The 20028-nt window shown below is 73.5% G+C and carries 17 protein-coding genes; 7 read left to right on the plus strand and 10 right to left on the minus strand.

Going from position 1 to position 20028, the window contains the following annotated elements; all coding sequences use genetic code 11:
* The first annotated feature begins 117 nt into the window (after window positions 1-117).
* The 4 genes from VD659_RS04760 to VD659_RS04775 all read left to right on the plus strand — a co-directional run bounded on the left by VD659_RS04760 (window position 118) and on the right by VD659_RS04775 (window position 4836).
* Window positions 118-816 carry an RraA family protein gene (locus VD659_RS04760; protein ID WP_423259969.1) on the plus strand — a complete coding sequence of 233 codons (699 nt, stop codon included), beginning with the start codon at window positions 118-120 and terminating at the stop codon, window positions 814-816.
* A gap of 437 nt (window positions 817-1253) precedes the next feature.
* On the plus strand, window positions 1254-2579 hold the full coding sequence (locus VD659_RS04765) for an acyl-CoA dehydrogenase (RefSeq protein WP_423259970.1): 1326 nt from the start codon (window positions 1254-1256) through the stop codon (window positions 2577-2579).
* Window positions 2576-4102, plus strand: coding sequence for a PIG-L family deacetylase (locus VD659_RS04770; protein WP_423259971.1), 1527 nt, complete (start codon window positions 2576-2578; stop codon window positions 4100-4102). The genes VD659_RS04765 and VD659_RS04770 overlap by 4 nt, the downstream gene beginning before the upstream one ends.
* Complete coding sequence (locus VD659_RS04775) at window positions 4099-4836, plus strand: glycosyltransferase (RefSeq protein ID WP_423259972.1); 738 nt, start codon at window positions 4099-4101, stop codon at window positions 4834-4836. Before VD659_RS04770 ends, VD659_RS04775 begins: the two co-directional genes overlap by 4 nt.
* 191 nt (window positions 4837-5027) lie before the next feature.
* Here the strand turns inward: VD659_RS04775 and VD659_RS04780 are convergent, their stop codons facing one another.
* The 5 genes from VD659_RS04780 to VD659_RS04800 all read right to left on the minus strand — a co-directional run bounded on the left by VD659_RS04780 (window position 5028) and on the right by VD659_RS04800 (window position 10004).
* On the minus strand, window positions 5028-7112 hold the full coding sequence (locus tag VD659_RS04780; RefSeq protein WP_423259973.1) for a glycoside hydrolase family 15 protein: 2085 nt from the start codon (window positions 7110-7112) through the stop codon (window positions 5028-5030).
* Window positions 7099-7899 (minus strand): SDR family NAD(P)-dependent oxidoreductase, encoded by an 801-nt coding sequence (locus VD659_RS04785; protein WP_423259974.1) that lies wholly within the window; start codon window positions 7897-7899, stop codon window positions 7099-7101. The genes VD659_RS04780 and VD659_RS04785 overlap by 14 nt, the downstream gene beginning before the upstream one ends.
* A gap of 73 nt (window positions 7900-7972) precedes the next feature.
* Window positions 7973-8851, minus strand: coding sequence for an SMP-30/gluconolactonase/LRE family protein (locus tag VD659_RS04790; protein WP_423259975.1), 879 nt, complete (start codon window positions 8849-8851; stop codon window positions 7973-7975).
* Between the two features lie 25 nt (window positions 8852-8876).
* Window positions 8877-9017, minus strand: coding sequence for a hypothetical protein (locus VD659_RS04795; protein ID WP_423259976.1), 141 nt, complete (start codon window positions 9015-9017; stop codon window positions 8877-8879).
* 90 nt (window positions 9018-9107) lie between these two features.
* Window positions 9108-10004, minus strand: coding sequence for an SDR family oxidoreductase (locus tag VD659_RS04800; protein ID WP_423259977.1), 897 nt, complete (start codon window positions 10002-10004; stop codon window positions 9108-9110).
* A gap of 173 nt (window positions 10005-10177) precedes the next feature.
* Here VD659_RS04800 and VD659_RS04805 point away from each other — a divergent pair, with 173 nt between their 5' ends.
* Window positions 10178-10723: a Dps family protein gene (locus tag VD659_RS04805; RefSeq protein ID WP_423259978.1), complete on the plus strand. Its 546-nt coding sequence runs from the start codon at window positions 10178-10180 to the stop codon at window positions 10721-10723.
* 380 nt (window positions 10724-11103) lie between these two features.
* Here VD659_RS04805 and VD659_RS04810 read toward each other — a convergent pair whose 3' ends face one another.
* From VD659_RS04810 to VD659_RS04820, 3 genes are read right to left on the minus strand one after another with little or no spacing between them, the layout of a single operon-like run.
* The gene (locus VD659_RS04810) at window positions 11104-11952 is read right to left on the minus strand and encodes an ABC transporter permease (RefSeq protein ID WP_423259979.1); all 849 of its coding nucleotides are present in this window, start codon (window positions 11950-11952) and stop codon (window positions 11104-11106) included.
* Window positions 11942-13009 carry an ABC transporter ATP-binding protein gene (locus VD659_RS04815; RefSeq protein WP_423259980.1) on the minus strand — a complete coding sequence of 356 codons (1068 nt, stop codon included), beginning with the start codon at window positions 13007-13009 and terminating at the stop codon, window positions 11942-11944. The genes VD659_RS04810 and VD659_RS04815 overlap by 11 nt, the downstream gene beginning before the upstream one ends.
* A gap of 3 nt (window positions 13010-13012) precedes the next feature.
* Window positions 13013-14206 carry a LolA family protein gene (locus VD659_RS04820; protein WP_423260048.1) on the minus strand — a complete coding sequence of 398 codons (1194 nt, stop codon included), beginning with the start codon at window positions 14204-14206 and terminating at the stop codon, window positions 13013-13015.
* A 136-nt stretch (window positions 14207-14342) separates the two neighbouring features.
* Between VD659_RS04820 and VD659_RS04825 the strand changes: the two genes are divergently transcribed.
* A complete protein-coding gene (locus VD659_RS04825; RefSeq protein ID WP_423259981.1) occupies window positions 14343-15002 on the plus strand; it encodes a hypothetical protein in 660 nt (219 codons plus the stop codon).
* 94 nt (window positions 15003-15096) lie between these two features.
* Here the strand turns inward: VD659_RS04825 and VD659_RS04830 are convergent, their stop codons facing one another.
* Both VD659_RS04830 and VD659_RS04835 read right to left on the minus strand, forming a co-directional pair.
* On the minus strand, window positions 15097-16398 hold the full coding sequence (locus VD659_RS04830; RefSeq protein WP_423259982.1) for a glycosyltransferase: 1302 nt from the start codon (window positions 16396-16398) through the stop codon (window positions 15097-15099).
* Window positions 16395-18542 (minus strand): glycosyltransferase, encoded by a 2148-nt coding sequence (locus tag VD659_RS04835; RefSeq protein ID WP_423259983.1) that lies wholly within the window; start codon window positions 18540-18542, stop codon window positions 16395-16397. The genes VD659_RS04830 and VD659_RS04835 overlap by 4 nt, the downstream gene beginning before the upstream one ends.
* A 147-nt stretch (window positions 18543-18689) precedes the next feature.
* On the opposite strand from VD659_RS04835, the gene VD659_RS04840 reads away from it, so the two are divergent.
* Complete coding sequence (locus tag VD659_RS04840; protein ID WP_423259984.1) at window positions 18690-19928, plus strand: polysaccharide pyruvyl transferase family protein; 1239 nt, start codon at window positions 18690-18692, stop codon at window positions 19926-19928.
* Window positions 19929-20028: the final 100 nt, after the last annotated feature.

Raw genomic sequence — 20028 nt, forward strand, 5'->3', positions numbered from 1 at the left:
GGTACGAGTGCAATACGTCGACGAGACCCCCGATTCTCCTCCGTTGTGTCGAGCACGGAGCCACGGGGGCGGCCGTGGCACCTTGAGGAGCGTGGGGCGAGAGGCTTGGATGGGCGGATGAGCAACTCCGAGTCCCCGCTTCCCCCGCTGCCCACCGCCACGATCGCCGACGCCTCGCTGCGGGTGGGGGTGCCCGTGCGCACGGGCCCCGCGAGCCTGCGGCCGCTCGCGCCGGGCGCCTGCTTCGACGGCCCGGCGGTGCCCGTGACCCACCTCGGGAGCGTCGACGTCATCCTGCAGGCCATCGACGACGCAGCCCCGGGGAGCGTGCTCGTGGTCGACAACGCCGGGCGCCACGACGAAGCCTGCGTGGGCGATCTCATGGTGCTAGAGGCGCAGAGCGCGGGCCTCGCCGGCATGATCGTGTGGGGCCGCCACCGCGACACCGCGCAGCTGCACGAGATCGGGCTGCCGCTGCACAGCCTCGGCGCGTTCCCGTTCGGCCCGCGCCGGGTGCCGCCGGCGGGCACTCCCATGTTCAGCGCCTACCTCGACGGCGCCTCCGTGCTTCCGGGCGACCTGGTGTTCGCCGACGACGACGGCATCCTGTTCCTCGGCCCCGAGCGCATCGGGGAGGTGCTCGACGCGGCGCGCGCCATCCAGTCCACCGAGTCGGCCCAGGCCGAACGGATGCGCGCCGGCCGCTCCCTGCGCAGCCAGCTCGACTTCGCCGGCTACCGGGCGCGCCAGGCAGCCGACCCGAGCGTCACGCTCCGGCAGCACCTCGCCGAGACCGGCGGCGCGATCGAGGTCTGAGCGCCCGGGCGCGCGCCGGCGGGCACCTCGGGGAGACCGGCGGCGCGAGGTCAAAGTAATGGCGGACGCGAGCGCACTCCGGCGGGGCGCGACCCGACGGGCGACCGGACGGAGGCGCAACCCGACCGGCGACCGGACGGAGGCGCAACCCGACCGGCGACCGGACGGAGGCGCAACCCGACCGGCGACCGGACGGAGGCGCAACCCGACCGGCGACCGGACGGAGGCGCAACCCGACCGGCGCGCGAGCCGGCTGGCGACCGGACGAGGGCGCGACCTGACAGGCGACCGGACGACGGCGCGAGCCGGCGGGCGACCCGGCGAGGGCGCGACCGGACGGGCACGCGACCCGGTGGGCGACGAGACGGAGGGCGGCACCGGGGCGCCGCACCTGTCAAGCCCCTGTGCGGACGGCCGACTCGGAGTAGGCAGGAAGCATGCCCCTCTCCTCCGAAGCCGGTCCGCGCGCGCACGACATCGAGGCCCTCCAGCGCGAGGCCGAAGCCGTCGCGGACGATGTGAGTGCCGCCCTGCGCCTCGCCGCGCGGCTGACGGCGGGCGATGAGCTCCACAACGCGTCGCAATCCACGCTCCACAGCATCCTGGCGGCCGTCGCCGAGGGCAGCGCGATGGCGGCGCGGGTGGTGGAGCCGCACATCGATGCGCTCGCGATCCTGGCCGAGTGCCCCGATCCGGTCGATCTCGACGCGGTGGGCGCGGATGCGCACAGCACGTGGGGCGTGTTCGCCGCGGAGAGCGGTGACACCCGCCTCGATGCGCGCGAGCAGAACGGGCGCTGGACGCTCGACGGCCTCAAGCCCTGGTGCTCCCTCGCCGACCGCCTGAGCCACGCGCTCGTCACCGCGCACACCCCCGAGGGCCGGCGCTTGTTCGCCGTCGATCTGAGCGCGGGCGTGACCGCGCACCCGGAAGCCTGGGTGGCGCGCGGACTGCCGGGCGTCACGAGCGGGCCGGCCGACTTCGCGCTGGTTCCGGCGCTGCCGGTGGGCGAGGCGGGGTGGTATCTCGAGCGCCCCGGGTTCGAGTGGGGCGGCATCCGGGTGGCCGCGTGCTGGACGGGGGCGGCGCGGGGCATCGCCCGACGGGTTCAGGATGCCGCGGCCCACCGCGACACGGACCTCCTGTGGCTGCACGCGGGCCGCGCGGAGGCGGCGCTCTACACCGCCGAGCTCGCCCTCCACGCCGCGGCGACGGCGATCGACGCACCCCGTCGGGAGAGCGACGCGGAAGCCGGACGGCAGGGCGACGGTGCACCCCGCCTCGTGCCCGGTGGACCGGCCACACAGAGGCGCACGCCGGCGCAGCTCGCCCAGCTGACCCGGAGCGTGGTGCGCGAGGCGTGCGAGAGCGTTCTGCGTGAGGCCGCGCACGCGTTGGGTCCGGCTCCCGCGGCCCTCGACCCCTGGTTCGCGGCGCAGACGAGCGACCTCGCGCTCTACCTGCTTCAGGACCACGGCGACCGCGACCTCGCCCGGCTCGGGCGGCTGAGCGCCCCGAGCGCCCCGCGCACCGCGACCACGCCCACGACGACGACCAGCGGATCGAGCACCTCGACCACGCGGAGCACCTCAAACACCCCGGCCACGCCAAACACCCCGACCACGCCAAGTGTCCCGACCACCTCGGCCACGCCGAGCGCCTCAAGCACCCCAAGCACCCCGAGCACCCCGAGCTTGCCGAACGACTCGAGCATGCCGAACGCCTCGTCCGGGCCGAGCCGCGCCGCCGGGGCTCGCGCATGAGCTTCACGCATTCCGACACCGGAACGCCCGAGGCCGAATGGCGACGTATGCTCGCCGGGCGCGATCTGCCGGCCCTGGACCTCGAGGGCGTGACGCGCCTGGTGCTCGTGGCCGCGCATCCGGATGACGAGACCCTCGGCGCCGGCGGGCTGCTGCACCGGGCCGCGCAGCTCGGGCTCCCGGCGACGATCGTGGTGGCGAGCCTGGGCGAGGCGTCGCATCCCGACTCGCTCACGCACTCGCGAGCGACGCTCGCGCAGCTGCGGCGGCGCGAGTCCGCCGAGGCTTCCGGGCTCCTTCATCCGGGCGCGCGGCTCGTCTTCCTCGGCCTGCCCGACGGCGGCCTCGATCAGCGCCAGGACGAGCTCGCAGAGCACCTCGCCGGGATGCTCGACGCCGACACTTTAGTGGTCGCGCCGTGGCGCGGCGACCGCCATCCCGATCACCAGGCGGCAGCACTCGCCGCCGAGACCGCTGCCTCGGCGACGGGCGCACAGTTGCTGGAGTACCCGATCTGGCTCTGGCACTGGGGACAGGCCGACGACGTGCCGTGGTCGCTCATCGCCGCTTCGCCCGTCGGCCCGGCGGGCGCCGCCGCCAAGCGCGAGGCGCTCTCGCGGCACCGCAGCCAGGTGCAGCCCTTGAGCGACCGCCCGGGCGATGAGGTGCTGTTGCACGCCGGATTCCTCGAGCACTTCGACCGTCCGCTGGAGCTCTTCGTGCAAGCGGTGTCATCACCTGGGGCCGAACAGGCAGGCGGAGCCGAGGCCGAGCAGCCCGACCCTGCCGGGGGTGCTCAGCCCGATCAGTCCGGCAGTGATCGGGCAGACTGGGGCGGCAGCGCCCGGGCGTACCGGGCCGGCAGTGCGCTGGCCGACCCCAGAGACTGGGCTCACGCCGAGCGGCCCGACGCCACCGGCGCCGCCTCCGCCCATTTCGACCGGATGCTCGAGCGCGACCCCGACCCCTGGCGGGTCGAATCGAGCTGGTACGAGCGGCGCAAGCGGGCGGTGCTGCTGGCGTCGCTCCCCGCCGAGCGCACCCGCTGCACGCTCGAGCTCGGTTGCTCGACGGGGGTGCTCTCGCACGAACTGGCGCTCCGCAGCGACGAGTTCCTCGGCCTCGACTTCTCCGAGCGTGCCGTCGATGCCGCTCGTGGTCGCTGCCGGGCGCTGCCGCACGCGCGGTTCGAGGTGGCGGAGCTCCCCGCGGCCTGGCCGGCGGGCCGCTTCGACCTCATCGTGGCCTCCGAGCTCGCCTACTACCTGCACGGCGGCGAGCTCGACGAACTCGTCCGGCAGTGCTCCGACGCCCTGGAGGACCATGGCGCGCTCGTCATATGCCACTGGAGGCATGTGCTCGACGGTGACGAGCATCCGGGAGACCGCGTGACGGCAGCCTTCGACGCGCACCCGGGTCTCGAGGCGCTCGCGCGCCACGAGGAGGAGGACTTCGTGCTCGTCGTGCTCGTCCACCCGCCGGTCGCTTCGGTAGCCCGGACCGAGGGGATGCTCGGCTCATGACCGCGCACGAGCCCGCCTCCGTGCGCATCGATGTCCTCGACGTGGTGATCCCGGTGCGCGACGAGGAGGCGCACCTCGGCGCCTGCATCGAGTCGGTGCTGCGGAGCGCCGCCCACCTCCGGCAGAGCTGCGCGCCGGCGACGCCGCTCCCCCTCGTGCGGCTGGTGGTCGTGCTCGACTCCTGCACGGACCGCTCACCCGCCATCGCGCGGGGATTCGGCGCTCCCGTCGAGGTGATCACCGTGGCCGAGGCCTCTGTCGGGGGTGCCCGCCTGCGGGGAGTCGCGCACCTGCTGGAGGGCGTCGGCACCGCCGCCGGGCGACACCACTGGGTCTGCAGCACCGACGCCGACTCCACCGTTCCCGAGTCGTGGCTGGGCTCCCACCTCGCGGTCGCGCACACCGGTGCCGTGCTCGCGCTCGGCCGGGTGCAGCCTGAGCAGAGCGAACTGCCCGAGCCCGAATTCCACGCCTGGCGCACCTCGTACCTCAGCGAGGAACGACCGGTGCACGGCGCCAACCTCGGCGTGCGCGCCGACGTCTACCGCGCCGCCGGCGGGTTCGCACCGCTCGCCGAGCACGAGGATGTGGCGCTCGTGCGGGCGGTGCACGCCCTCGGCCGGCCCGTCGCCATCCTGCCCGACTCCGTGGTCACCACCTCGGGTCGGCTGCTCGGGCGCACGCCGGGCGGCTTCGCCGGCTACCTGCGCTCGCTGCGGCCCGAGGACGCCTGAGAGCCCACCCGGGCGCACGAGAGACCCGCAATAGGGCGGGTCTGACGATTCGGCGGCCCCGCGAGGACGTGCCCGAGTGGTGCGATCGCAAGGCGGGAGAGGAGCCGAGAGCAGCGCTGTCGGCGACGATGACAACGCCGCGAGCGTGCCATCCGGATGCGCCGCAGCGCCCGCCGAATCGTCAGACCCGCCTAGCCTCGCGACGCCCGCCGGATGGCCGTGGCCGCGTTCACGAGGGCGAGGTGACTGAGCGCCTGCGGCAGATTGCCCCAAAACTCACCTGTCACGGGCGAGATCATCTCGGCGTAGAGCCCCACGTCGTTGGCGGCCGCGACGAGCGCGTCCATCCGCGATCGCGCCTCCTCGAGTGAGCCGAGCTCGGCGAGCGCCTGCACGAGCCAGAACCCGCACGCCACGAACGCGGCCTCCTCCTCGGCGACCCCCGTGTAGCGGTACACGTGCGGGCCGTCGGCGAGCTCGGCACGGATGCGGTCGACGGTGGCGCGCATCCGCTCCGTGGGCCCGAACCCGGCCGAGACGTGCAGCAGCACCGAGGCGTCGAGCGCGTCGGCGCCCGGGTAGGCCACATAGCTGTTCCGGGAGGCAGACCAGCCGTGCTCGGCGATCCAGTCGGACAGGAGCGCACGGTTCTTCTTCCACCGTTCGAGCGACTCCGGGCTGGGCAGGATCTCGCCGAGCTCCGCCAGCCGCAGGGCGTCGTCGAGGGCGCGCCAGCAGCCGATCTTGCTCGTGGTGTAGTGCCGCTTCTTCGGCAGCTCCCACATGCCGGAGTCCTTCTTCGGCCACATCCGGCATGCGCTGTCGGCGAAGCGCACGAGTAATTCGCCGGTGTTGCCGTCGAGGATGTTGCCCGCCTCCACGTACTGCCGCATGATGCCGAGCACGTCGGCGTAGACGCCGAGCTGCAGCTGGCCCGTGGCCTGGTTGCCCGTGTCGACCGGACCGATGCCCCGCCAGCCCTCGGCATCCGTGCGCCGCATCCCGCCGGGCGTGCCGCCGTCGAGGGTGAAGAGGATGGCGAGCTCCTGGTCGTTGGCCTTCAGGGAGTCGAGCACCCAGGACACCGCCGCATGCGTCTCCTCCCGCAGCCCGAAGTGGGTGAGCGCGCCGACCGTGTACGCCAGGTCGCGCACCCAGGCGAAGCGGTAGTCGTAGTTCTTGCCGCCCTCGTCGCTCTCGGGCAGCCCGGTGGTGGCGGCCGCGGCGATCGCGCCCGTGGGCGAGTAGATGAGCAGCTTCAGCGCGAGGGCGCTGCGCTGCACGGCCTCCGACCACGGTCCCTCGTCGTCGAACACGCGTGACCAGCGCGCCCAGTTGTCGATGGTGCGGTCGATGCCCTGGTCGACGATGTGCGGGTCTGGCAGGTGGATGGGCTCGTCGTCGGTACCGCACAACGCCACGAGGTGCCGCGACCCGGGTGCGGTCACGAAGGCGCCCTCGAAGCGGGGCGGCCCGGGTGAAGGTGCCGGGGACGAACCGGGGAGCGAGCCGGATGCGCGGGCCGGCGACCCGGATGCGGCGGCCCGGTTGCCCGCGTCCGCCTCGGGCGAGGCCTGCACCTCGGCGCCGTCGTCGCCCACCGCCTCGTGCGGGTCGGAGCGCCCGTGCTCGAAGCCCACCAGAACGAGGTCGACCGTGCCCACCTTGAGCACCGGCCCGTGCACGGTGTCGATGCGCCGCACGGCCTCACCGGTGAAGATGCCGCCGGGCGCGACAGCCCACTCGAACGCCACCGATCCCCGCACGCCCTCGATGCGGCGCGCGAGCTCGGTCCAGGGCAGGCGGCCGGCGACCCCGGTGACCAGCGCATCCGTCACGGCGGCCTCGCCCGACTCGGTCACGAAGGTCGTGCGCAGCACGTTCGTGCCGGGGAGGTACTCGCGCGTGGCAGTGAAGTCGCCGGCCGGGCGTAGCGCGAAGAAGCCGCCGCGTTCGGCGTCGACGAGTGCCGCGAACACCGGCGAGGTGTCGAGAGCCGGCACGGGGAACCAGTCGATGCGGCCGTCGCGGGCGATGGCCGCGACGGTGCGGCCGTCGCCGATGACGGCGTATCCGCGGAGCTCGGCGTAGCCGCGGCTGCGCTCGAGCCGTCCCGCCGAGGCGGCGCCGGCGGCGCGAACCGGTGGATCGGCCGGATCACCCGCACCCCCCGACCGGCCCGCCGCACTGCCCGCGCCGCTCGCCGGGCCGACCGGGCCATCCGCGCCACCCCGCTTCGCCGCGTCCGCGGCGCCGACGGGCTCAGATCGTGGCAACGGAGCCCGAATCCACGCGGTAGTTCGATCCGTTCACGAAGGAGGCCGCCTCCGAGCAGAGGAACGCCACCACGTTCGCCACCTCGTCGGGCTCTCCCCGGCGCTTGAGCTCCATGTAGGGCCGCTCCTCGTCGAGGAACGACTCGATCGCCTCCTTCGTGGGCACGCCGAGTTCCGCTCCGCGCTTCTGCATCATCGCGTCGGTCATGGGCGTGTGGATGAAGGCCGGCGAGACCGCGTTCACCAGCAGCCCCTCGAGGGCGTACGAGCGCGAGAGGCCCTTCGCGAGCGCGAGGATGCCCGCCTTGGCCGCGCAGTAGGGCAGCTCGTCGTCGTAGGGCTGCACCGCATCCTCCGAGGCGAGGTACACCAGCCGGCCCCAGCCGCCCGTGCGGAGGTCGGGCAGGAACTCGCGGGTCAGGCGCACCGGGCCGATGAGGTCGGTCTCGATGGTCTTCGTCCAGCCCTCGTCGGTGATCTCGTGGAAAAGCCCTTGCGCGCCCGTGACCCCGGCGGCCTGCACGAGGATGTCGATCTCCCCCACCGCCTCCGCCACACTCGCGTGCAGTGCCGCGAGCGAGTCGACGCTCGTGATGTCGGCGGCGAAGGCGTGCAGGCGCTTCGCCGGCGCGTCGAGCTTCGCGGCGGCCTTGTCGAGCTCGTGCTGGTCCTGGTCGGAGATGACGACCGTCGCGCCCTCCGCGAGCAGGAGGCGCGCGGTGTGCCAGCCGATGCCGGAGTCCCCTCCGGTGATGAGGGCCGTCTTGCCGGTGATTCCGAGATCCATGGGTGTCGTTCCTTTCGAGTTTCTGCAGGGGTGGGGCGGGCCGCCGGGCCAGGGCCGGGCGGGGCGGGGCGGCTCAGCCGAAGGCGTTCACCGAGAAGCCCTGCCGGCCGACGTCGAGGGCGAAGATGCCGCCGCTGGCCGGATGCGCGGCCAGCTCCTCCTCGGTCAGCTGCTCGCGGGCCGACCCCACGAACAGGGTCGAGAGCTCCGGGCCGCCGAAGGCGACCGAGGTGATGTTCGGAGCCGGCAGCTCGATGCGGTCGGTGACCCGGCCGTCATCCGTGCGCCGCACCACGGCCCCGTCGCCGTAGAGCCCGCTCCAGAAGCCGCCGTCGCGGTCACGCGCGAGGCCGTCGGAGGGCAGGCCCATGAGCACGGGCACCGGTTCGCCGAGCGGCCCTTCGGCCGAGTAGGGCGCCGCGTACACGGTGTTCACGGGGGTGTCGGTGAAGAAGAAGGTGCTGCCGTCGTCGCTCCACTCGAAGCCGTTCGCCACCGAGACGCCGCCGAGCAGCGTCTCGAGCCGGCCCTCGGGATGCCCGCGGCCGGGTGGATGCACGCGGTAGAGCGCCCCGTCGGGCGACTCGTCGCGCAGGTTCATCGACCCCACCACGAAGGCGCCGAAGGGGTCGCACTTGCCCTCGTTCAGGCGCAGCTCGGTGTGGCGGTGCGGCACGGTCGCGAGGGTGCTCCGGATGCGCCCGCCGGCCTCCACGAGCACCACCCGGTCGCCGAGAGCGGCCACGAATCCCCCGGCGCGGGCGGGCTGGAAGGAGGCGAGGGGCGGCGGCAGCCGCACCACCTCGTCGCCGGAGCCGTCGGGGGCTGCGTCGAGCGGGCTCGTGTGGAGGGCGCCGGCGCTGATGTCGGTCCAGCGCATCGCTCGCCGCTCCGCGTCCCACCAGAGGCTCTCGACGAGGATCGCGCGGGTGTCGCGCCAGAGTCGGTGCACCACCGGGTGCGATGGCGCGGCGGGCTCAGTCGTCGTCGGCTCCGCCGCCCGAGGCGGTGTCTTCGCCGTCGCTCGAGGAGCTGCCGTCGGAGGAGGAGCCGTCGGGCAACTGGTCGGGGTCGGTGGCGGGCAGCTCGTCGGGCTCGGGGGTGGTCTTGTCGGTCATGATCGTGGGTTCCTTTCCGTTGTCGTTTCGTGAGTGGTTCGGCGGGGCATGCGGCCGGTCGGGCCGGTGCCGGCGCCGAGCGACCGGGTCTCAGTGCACCGGCGTCCCGCCGGTCACCGCGATCGTCTCGCCGCTGATGTAGCTGGCCTCCTGCGAGGCGAGCAGCACGAACGGCGGCGCGAGCTCCGCGGGTTGACCGGGGCGGCCGTAGGCGGCCTCGCTGCCGAACGACTCGATCTTCTCGTTCGGCACGAACGCGGGCTGCAGCGGGGTCCAGACGGGGCCGGGGGCCACCCCGTTCACCCGGATGCCGCGCTCGGCGAGCTGCTGCGCCATCGCCCGGGTCCAGTTCGCGATGCCCGCCTTCGACACCGCGTATTCCGCGAGTTGCGGCGAGGGCTGGAAGCCCTGGATGCTCGAGCAGGTCACGATCGACGCTCCCGGCTTCAGATGCGGCGAAGCCGCCTTGGTCAGCCAGAACAGGGGATAGATGTTCGCCTTCAGAACGTGGTCGAGTGTCTTGGTCTCGAAGTCGTCGATGCTGTCGACCGTGGGCATCGTGCCCGCGATGATGGCGAGGATGTCGACACCCCCGAAGGCTGCGACGGCCGCCTCGACGAGGGCGCCGTTCGTGGCCTCGTCCTGCAGGTCGCCGGGGAAGAGCAACGCGCTCTGCCCGGCCTTCTCTACGAGCTGGGCCACCTCCTCGGCCTGCCGCTGCTCCTCGGGGAGGTAGGAGAGCGCGACATCCGCCCCCTCCCGCGCGTAGGCGATGGCGACGGCGCGGCCGATGCCGGAGTCGGCACCGGTCACGATGGCCTTGCGGCCGGCGAGGCGTCCGGAGCCGAGGTAGCTCTGCTCGCCGTGGTCGGGGACGGGGGTCATCTCGTGGATGTCGCCTGGGCCGTCCTGCTGCTGCGGCGGGAACGGCGGGCGGGGATATTGGTCGAGGGGGTTCTGCGGGGTGTACATCGTGCGGGTGCTCATGGCCTCACCGTAGGACGGTCGCCCGCGCCCGGCCACACATTGCGCGGAAGCCTCCGAACCCCCTGTGACTAGGGCTGTCAAGCCCTCGGCAGTGCGGATCTGCGGGCGTAGCGTCGACGCCGACACGTGCGCCGGGCGGAGACCGCCGGGGCTGCACAACGAAGGGAAGAATCATGACCACCATCGCCGAACGCACCACCCACGCTCCTGCCGACGCGGGCGCGAAGACCACTCGCCGGCAGAACGCCGAGCGCGGCTTCACGGCCTCCAAGCAGCTCACCGACGACCTGCAGAAGGTACTCGTCGATCTGATCGAGCTGCACCTCCAGGGCAAGCAGGCGCACTGGAACGTCGTGGGCAAGAACTTCCGCGACCTGCACCTGCAGCTCGACGAGATCATCGACGCGGCCCGCGAGTTCAGCGACACCGTGGCCGAGCGGCTGCGCGCCCTGCACGCGACCGCCGACGGCCGCAGCGACACGGTCGCGGCCACCACCACGCTGCCCGAGTATCCGGCCGGGGAGGTCGACACCGCTCAGACGGTCGACCTGATCACCGCCCGGCTCGAAGCCACGGTGGGCACCATCCGCGAGGTGCACGACGAGGTCGACGACGCCGACCCGACGAGCGCCGACATCCTGCACGCCATCATCGAACGGCTCGAGCAGTTCGCCTGGATGGTGAGCGCCGAGAACCGCAAGCCCGCCGGCGGCAAGTGAGCCCGAGGGAATGACGCCTCGGTGACCCCTTAAAACGGAAAACCGTGGTGCGCTCAGCGAGTCGGGGGAAACTCAGGGTTGCTGTAGCGCACCACGGTGGCGGCGTCTCAGACGCCGTGGTCGGCCGCAGTGGGTGGCTGCGGCGTTCCTGGTTCGGGTTACCGATGGCGACATTACCCCTGCACGTGCCCGGAACGCGAGGGGCGCGACACGCCTCCCAGGAGGCTCCTGCAGGCGACCGGATCTCGACCTGAGAATCGGAAAACATAGATTCGATCAGGCATTTCGCCGGCACTCGCCGAGCTCCGGCTGCCGGCATCCGCCGCGCTTCTGAAGCTGGTCTTGATCGAATCCTGAGGGAAAGCTTGCGTGGCTCGCAGCTACGAGAGCACGTCTTTCGAGGCGAACCGCCCGTAAGCGAGGGCGCCGAACACGACCACGTAGCCCAGCTGCAGCAGCGCGTTCGAACCGAACGATGACCAGTCGACGGGCTGGCGCAGCAGATCGGCGAAGCCGAGCCAGTAGTGCGAGAAGAGCCACGGATGCAGCCACTCGGTCTGCGAGAGGCTGTCGAGCACCTGGGACACGATCGAGATCACCACGGTGGCGGCCATGGCTCCCACCGGTGCATCGGTGAGCGTCGAGATGAAGAGGCCGATGGCACTGAGGCCGAGCAGCCCCACGGTCACGTAGAGGGCGATGAGCAGGGAGCGCAGCAGCGACTCCCCCACCCCGATGGTGTCTCCCGAGAGCAGGGTCACCGGGCCGACCGGGAAGAGCGCGACCCCGATCAGGATGCCCGCGAGCGACACCGTCAGGGTCGCCGCCAGGCAGAACACCGCCGCGGCCGCGTACTTCACGACGAGCAGCCGGATGCGCCCCACCGGCGCCACGAGCAGGTAGCGCAGGGTTCCCGAGCTCGCCTCGCCGGCGATCGAGTCGCCCGCCACCACCCCCACCGTGAGCGGCAGGAAGAGCGGGATGGCCACCACCAGCGCCGTCATGGCCACGAACAGGCCGTTCTGCGTGATGCGGTCGAGGAAGGCCGGGCCGCGCCCGCTGCCGCCGTCGGTGAGACGGATGGCCACGGCGATGAGCACGGGAACGGCGGCGAGCGCCGCGAGCATCGCCCAGGTGCGGCGACGGCGGAAGAGCACCGAGAGCTCGGAGGCGAAGAAGCCCCAGCCGAGAGCCCGCCGCTCGCGCCGGGCGAGCAGGTCACTGGACAACGTCGAACCCCTCCCCCGTGAGCGCCACGAAGAGGTCTTCGAGCGAGGCCTGCTCCACACTGAAGCCGCGCACGCGCACGCCGCCGGCCACGAGCGCCGACACGACCGCCTCGGGGGCGAGGCCCTCCGGCAGCGGCGCCTCGAGAATCCGGTCGCGCTCACCTTCCGGAGCCTCCGCCGCGCGAGGTCGCGCCAGGGGCTCGCCGGCGGCCTCCGGCGCGCCGCTCGCGCTACCTCGCGGGAGGGGGGAGGTGCTTGGGGTGGGCTCCTGGGGCTCGAGCTCGAGCTCGAGGCCGAGGGAGGTCAGTACGCGGGCGGCCTCGGGGGCGTCGGATGCGGGGGTCAGCACGCGCACCCGGCTCTGGCCCGCGCCGCGCAGCTCGTCGAGCGTGCCCTGCGCCACCAGGCGGCCGGCGCTCATGACCGCCGCGTGCGTGCACATCTGCTCGATCTCGGCGAGCAGGTGGCTCGACACGAACACCGTGGTGCCCTCCGAGGCGAGCGAGCGGATGAGGCTGCGCACCTCGCGGGTGCCCTGCGGATCGAGACCGTTCGTCGGCTCGTCGAGCACGATCAGCTCGCGCGGGGCGAGCAGCGCGTTCGCGATGCCGAGCCGTTGCTTCATGCCGAGCGAGTACGCGCGCACCTTCTTGCCGGCCGCGTGCGTGAGCCCCACCCGCTCGAGCGCGTGCTGCACGCGGGCCGTGCGGGTGGCCGCGGGTGCGAAGCCGTCGGCGGCATCCAGTCGTCGCAGGTTCGCGGCGCCCGAGAGGAAGGGCGAGAAGCCCGGACCCTCGATGAGCGCGCCCACCTCCGGCAGCACGCGCGCGAGCCCCGCGGGTATCGCCTGGTCGAGCAGAGCGATCTCGCCGTCACTCGCCGAGGCGAGGCCCAGCAGCATGCGGATGGTGGTGGTCTTGCCCGATCCGTTCGGCCCGAGGAACCCGAACACCGAGCCGCGCGGAACCGCGAGGTCGATGCCGTTCACCACCGTCTGCTTGCCGAAGCGCTTGGTGAGCCCGGTGGTGCGGATGGCGAGCGCCGGCGAGCCGGACACCCGTCAGTCGCCCGGGGTGGCGGGGTAGGCGGGCGCGGGTGCCGAGGTGGCATCGGCGGGGGCGGGCGCCGCCGCGGCGGCCGCCTGCAGCGCCTCCACCGGCACGGCGCCCGCGAACACGCGGCCGTCGTCGGTGAGCAGCACCGTCACGAGGGTGGTCTGCAGCACGCTCCCGCCGTCGACCGGAGTGGTGAGCTGCGAGAACAGCGGCGACGAGGTGAGGCTCGAGGTCGAGCTGCCGAGAGGCAGCGAGACGATCGCGTCCCAGCCCGAGCCGGTGACCGTGGGCTTCGGATGCGCGGAGCCGGCATCCGGAGCGGTCGCGTCGTGCCCGGTGCCCGGCAGTGCCTGCTCGGTGACCGTGGCGCCGGCCGGCGGTGTGAAGGCGAAGACGTCGGCCGACGGGGTGTCGAGCGAGAGCGAGCTGAACGCCACCGAGAAGGCCGGAGCAGAACTGGAGCGGTCGAGCACCTCGACGCTCAGCGGCATGCCGGTTTCGGAGTCGACCGCGATCGAGACGCTGCCCACGAGGGTGTCGGAGCTGCGCGGGGTGAGCACGAGGTCGTAGGCGCTGCGGCCGGCCACCGAGGTGTCTGCGCCGAGCGAGACGTCGGTGCTGGGTGTGACCGCGTCGAGGAACTTCTGTGCCAGCTGAGCCGGCGTCTCGACATCGGGGCTCGGCGAGGCGGTGCTCGACGCATCCGCGCCGGTGCTGCCGCTCGGCAGGGTGGAGTGCACGACCGAGTTCGCGCTGGAGTCGTAGAGCCAGAGGTCGCTGCCGTTGCGCACGGCGTCGCGCTCGGCGAGCTGGTCGAGGATCTGGACGCGGCCGTTCGAGCCGTCGGTGTAGACGCGGGCGCTGTGGCTGCCGGTGAGGAAGCCGAGAGCCGTGGTGACGGCCGAGGTGGTGGAGTCGGCGGAGCCGGCTGCGCCGCCCGACGAGGACCCGGAGGTGCCGCTCGTGCTCGCGCCGCCCGGAACGCTCGAGAGGTCGGGCAGCTCGAGGTTCGAGCTCTGCTCGACCGTGCCCGAGAACGCCTGCACGTTCGCCTGGGCCGCGAGTTCGAGCACCTGCTGCGCCGTCTTCGGCGGCAGATCGGCCGAGGCGCTGGAGGCGAAGGCGCCACCGGCGACCACCGCGGCCACCACCACCGGAGCCGCCATCGCGGGGATCCACCGCTGCCACTTGCGAGCCATCACGATCAACTTCTTCCGTGCGCGCTGCGGTCACCGGGCGACCGCACTGAACGTGCTGCGACGCTACTCCGCCCAGCCGGGAGTTTGCTCCGTGATGTGGTGCTCGCGGCCCTCTCGGCGACCGTATCCTCGGACTATGGTCACGATCGTCATCCCGTGGAGGCCCCAGCCCTCCCGCCTCCGCTCCTTCGACGTGGTGGTCGGCTGGTATCGCGAGAACCTCGGCGACGTGCCCGTCGTCACCGTCGATTCCGACGACGAGATCTACAACCTCGCCCGCTGCCGGAACCTCGGCGTGGCCGGCATCGGCGATCCCGGTGAGGTCGTGGTGATCGGCGACGCCGACACGATCCCCGAGCGCGCGGCGCTCCTCGCCGCCATCGACGCCGCCCGCACCTCGGGCCGGGTGCACCTGCCGTACACCGAGTACCGCTGGCTCGGGGCCGCGGGCACGGCGGAGTTCTCGGCGGGTGCCGCGCTCGAGGAGTGCTCCCACGAGGTCGTGCACGGCGCCTGCTCGGGCGTCTACGTCACGACGCCCGCGACCTGGCGCAGCCACGGCGGCCAGGACGAGCGCTTCCGCGGCTGGGGCTTCGAGGACGCGGCCTGGCACGTGGCGCACGAGACGCTGCTCGGGGAGCCGCCGCGCCGTCATCCGGGGCGCGTCTACGCCCTGCACCACGAGACCCAGCGGCGCGACGGCCCGCAGTACGACGCGAACGCCGCCCTCATGGCGCGGTACCGCGAGGCCTCTGAGGCGCCAGAGCGCATGCGGGAGCTGCTGCAGAGCAGCTGATCGGCGGCGGGATGCCGGGCCACACCTCAGCCCGGCTCGCGCCTCGGCCCGGCTCGCACCTCGGCCCGACGCCCGCCTCAGGCCGGCATGCCCCTCAGGCCAGCGCGGCCCGTGCCCGCACCGCGCCGGGCCGCGAGCGCAGCGACGCCGACAGCGCCGCAAGGCGGCCGGCCGGCTCGGCCGGGAGCGCGAGTACCTCGACCACCGCCTCGCGGATCTGCTCGACGGACGCCCGGTTCGGATCGAGGGAGCGCGCGAATCCGGCATCCACCAGAGCGGCCGCGCCGGCGAACTGATCGGTCGAGAACGGCAGCACGAGAGTCGGAACGCCGAAGGTCATCGACTCCGTGACGCTGTTGTTGCCGCCGTGCGTGACCGCGGCGGCGGAGGCCTCGAGCAGAGCGACCTGCGGGAGGAACTCGCGCACCAGCCAGCTCGGGGGCACCGCACCGAGGGCCGCCCGGTCGCCCGAGCCCAGCGCCAGCGCCACGCGCACCGGGAGCTCCCGCAGCGCTGCGGCCACGCGGCCGAGCACGTCGTCGCGCACCGACAGGAAGCTGCCGAAGCTCACGTACACGATCGGGGCCTCGCCGCCGGCGATCCAGGCCGCCGTCTCCGCATCCGGAGCCTCCTCGCGCACCGCCGAGCCGAGGAAGGCCGACTCCGGGTAGGCCGCACGGCGGGTCGCGTCGGCGAGTTCCGCCGGGTAGTTGAAGAGCAGGATGCCGCCGTGCTCGGCGAAGGCGTCCCGCGACGGCGGGGCGGCGGGGTCGAGCTCGGCGAGCGCCGCGTTCCACTCCGCCGTGAACGCCGCCCCCACCCGGTCGCAGAGCTCCCGCAGCGCGTCGAGCTCGGCGTCGCCGGGGGTGAACTCCGCCGGCCACTCCGGCGGGAAGCCGTAGACCTCCCCTGCGGCGGGGATCGGCAGAGCGCTCGGGTGCCCGAGCACCACGTCGGCGTGCGGGATGCCCGCGGCGATCAGGCCGAGCCGGGCGCTGAACGCCAGATGGTCGACCACGACCGCATCCGGGCGCATCTCGTCGACGACCTTCTGCACGGCGCGGGCGGCGTCGACCGGCTGCCAGAGCAGGTCGCTCAGGCGCGCCTCGGCCTGGAAGCGGAGGGTCTGCACCATGCCCTGCCTCGTGGCGTCGAAGAATCCGCGGAGGGCGTCGTCCTCGCCCGCCGGCTGCTGCTCCGCCCGGATCACGCCCGGGTTGGACCCCTTGCCGAGCTGGAGCTGCACGCGTTCGAAGCCGAACGACCGCACGAGCGCATCCGTGGCGGGCCCGGTCGCCACCACCACGCGCTCGCCCGCGTCGCGCCAGGCCGCCCCGAGCGTCGCGAGCGGCAGCAGATGGGAGGCGTAGTCGGGGCTGATGATGAGCAGCGTCACCGCGCGACCACCGGAGCCCACTCGGCCACGGTGTCGGCGTGCACGCCCGCATAGACGACCGCCAGGGACGAGGCCATCGCCTCGATCGTGAAGTCGCGTTCGACCATGCGCCGCGCCGCGACCGCCCGGTCGGGGCCCCGCTCGCCCGCCGCCGCGGCGAGCGCCTGCCCCATCGCCTCGGCGAGGAGCGCGGTGTCCCAGGTCTGGGTGAGGAATCCGGTGACACCCCGTTCGACGTAGGTCGCGGGCCCTCCGCCGTCGGGGGCGACGACGATCAGGCCCGACGCCATCGCCTCGAGCAGGGCGATGCCGAACTCCTCCTTCACGCTTCCGCAGACGTAGACGCCGCGCGGAGCGGCGAGCCCCGGCACGCCGAAGCGCGCCGCCGCCACCCAGCGCGCGACCGTGTCGTTCGGCTGGTGGCCCGGGAGCAGCAGGCCGGCCGCGGCCCGCTCGCCGGGGGCTACCAGGGCATCCATGAGGGCCAGCTGCTCGCGCTCGTCGACCGAGGGGTTCTCGAGATCGCCACCGATCAGCAGCAGGTTCGCCCGCGAGCGGAGCCCGCTGCCGGCCCACGCCTCGACGATGGCCGCCATGCCCTTGACCCGGTGGAAGCGGCCGACGCTGAGGATGAGCGGGAGGTCGCGTCGCTCCGCAGGAAGTTGCTCGAGCAACTCGCGCAGCCGGCCGAGCGGCTCGGACGGCTCCTCCCCCGCGGCGTGCGCCGCCGCCTCGGCGACACCCCGGTCGACGACCCCCAGGTCGATGCCCTCGGGAACGATCGTGTGCCGCTCGGGATGCGCCGTGATGTCGATGCCCACGAGCTCGCGCATGTCGCGCGCGAGCTGCGGGCGCGGGAAGAGCACCGTGTGCGCGGAATTCGACGCCAGCCGCTGCACGAGGCGCGCCCGGAACCAGAAGTGGTCCTGCTCGTCGACGTCGCCGAAGTTCCAGCGGGTGAGCTGACCGGCGAGATCGAGGGAACGGATGACGGCGTGCGGGTCGGGCGCGACGGTGAACACCACCGGCACGTCGAGTTCCCGGGCCACGTCGGCGGCGGCGAGGCTGCCCACGTCGGCCATGCGCAGGTGCAGCAGGTCGACGCCGCCCGCGGCCCGCAGGAGCCGGCGGATGCCCCGCCGCGCGGCCACGCGCATCGGCCAGGCCGCCGCCGAGTTGACCGGTTCGCTGAACAGCGGGATGCGGCCGTAGAGGTGGCCTCCCGCGCCCGGCGCCGCGATCTCGTCGACGCTGTCGAGGGCGCCCTGGATCGACCCCCGCGACATGGTGATGACCCGGTCGACGTGGGCCGGCGCGAGGGCGTCCCCGAGGCGCACGAGGAGGGTCGCGATGCCGCCGTTGTCGCCGCTGCCCGCCTGCGTGAGCCCGGCGTCGATGTCGGCGTGCAGGAAGAGCTGGGCGACCGTGAGGCCTCCGTCGCGTTCGCGCTGCCCCAGGGCGGAGCCCTGCAGATCGATCGCGGCGAGGCGTGCCGCCTCCGCCACGGGACCCTCCCCTCGCGCGGCCTCGGCGACGCAGGCCGCGACCTCGCGGTCTCCGGCGCGCTGGCCCAGGGCGGAGAGGGCGGCCGAGCGCACGGTGTCGTGCTCGGCCGGATCGGTCGCGATGACCAGCAGCGGCCGGGTGGCGATGCCTCCGCGCACGAGCCCGAGCGTCTCGACCACGCGCGCCCGCGCCCCGGGCTCCCGGATTCCGAGAAGAGCGCCTTCGAGTCCCATGGCCACGTGCTCCGGAGTCGGGTACGCCCACTGCTCGAGCGTGCGCTGGGCGAGCATGCCGCCGAAACCGCCCCCGACCACCATCCCGATGAGGCGCCCGACCGCATCCAGTCGCGGAATGCGCGAGCCGATCGCCCAGGCGGCGTGCTCGCGCAGGAAGGCCCGGTCGCTCGACAGCAGACGCGAGAGGGCGATGTCGGCCTGCTCGTCGAAGACCTGTGCGAGGGCGTGCGTCGCGGCGATGGCGACGATCTGGTCGTCGTCGGCGAGCGCCGCCGTGAGGATGCGGATGGTGCGGGCGCCCGGGTCGCGGTTCGCCTCGAAGGCGAGGTCGTCGGCGAGATCCATCGCGTGCACGAGACGTTCTGCGGTGCGCACCGCGTCGAGCGAGGTCTGGATGCCCATGGGACGCCCTCCGGTCAGGCCCGGCTCCCCCGGACGAGTCCGATCATAGGACGCCCGCGTGAAGACCGCATGATGCCGGCGGGCTCCCTTCGTGCAGTAGCGTTACCCCGTTTGCCGGCGCGCGATCCGGCAGCGGGAGGGCGAGCGGTGAGACTTCTCATGATCGGCGACGTCGGCGTGGTCGACGACATGATCCACATCGGCGACGAGGCGATGTTCGACGAGGCCCTGCACCGCTTGCGCCTGCGGGGAGCCCGGCAGGTCAGCGCCATCTCGGCCAATCCGGCCGAGACCGCGGAGCGCTACGGCGTCGCCGCGCTGGCGCGGATCGGCTTCAGCTCCGGCCCGTCGTTCGACCGCGCGGCCGACGAGGAGCGGATGCGCCGGGTCGAGCGCACCGCGGCCGGCGAGGGCGGCCTCCTGCCGGCCTCCGACCCGGCGCACGCCGTGATCGACGCCGTCCGCGCCGCCGACGGCGTTCTGGTGACCGGTGGCGGGAACCTCGCCTCGACCTGGCCGCTCCACGTCTTCGAGCGCGCGACGCTCGCCCGGGTGGCCGCCGTGACCGGCACGCCGTTCGTGGTGAGCGGGCAGACCTTCGGCCCCGAGCTGTCGGGCGCCGATCGCGCGCTCGTCGCCGGCATGCTGGACTCGGCCCGGCTGACGGGGGCGCGGGAGCCGCACTCCGCCGCGCTGGCGCGGGAGCTCGGCGTGCCGGAGGCGCGGCTGCACTCGGGCGTCGACGACGCGAGCTTCGTGGGCGACCGCGAGGGCGCCGCGCCGGCGGAGGCCGCGGGGCCGGATGCCGCATCCTGGCCCTCCGGCTACTGCGCCGTCACGTTCTCCAGCCACCTCGGCGGCGCCGACCCGCAGCGCTTCGTGAGCGCCGCGGCGCGCCTCCTCGACGGCCTCGCCGACGGGACCGGGCTCGGCATCCTCTTCGTCGCCCACTTCGGGTCGCTCCGCGCCGGCGAGCTGCGCGGGGACTCCGTGCTGCACGAGCGCGTCGCCGCCGCGATGTCCACTCCCTCCCGCGCCGTCGTCCCGCCCGACTCGATCGCCGCGGCGCGACTCGCCCGCGCCGCCTCCTTCGTCGTGACCAGCCGCTACCACCCGGCCGTGTTCTCCGCCTCGGGCGGAGTGCCGGGAGTCGGCCTCTCGGTCGACGAGTACACGCGGGTGAAGCTCAGCGGCGCCTTCGGCAACTTCGGCCAGGATGCGGTGCTGCCGCTCGACGAGGTGCTCGCCGCCGATCGGTCCGGGCGCCTGCTCCGCCACTGGGCGGATCGCGACCGCATCCGTCAGACCGGTCTCGCCCGCGCGGTCGAAGCCCGAGCGGCGTCCGAGGACTGGTGGGACACCGTGGCGGAGGCGCTCGGCGGATGAGGTCCGCACACGCCCGCAGTGGCGGCCTGACGTAGCCGAGGTCGCTCCTGGTTGGTAGCGTCGAAGATGAGCCGCCGCAATCCCGTGCGGCTCGACGGCG

Origin of the sequence: Herbiconiux sp. 11R-BC (assembly GCF_049472555.1) — a bacterium.
Classification (GTDB): Bacteria; Actinomycetota; Actinomycetes; order Actinomycetales; family Microbacteriaceae; genus Herbiconiux.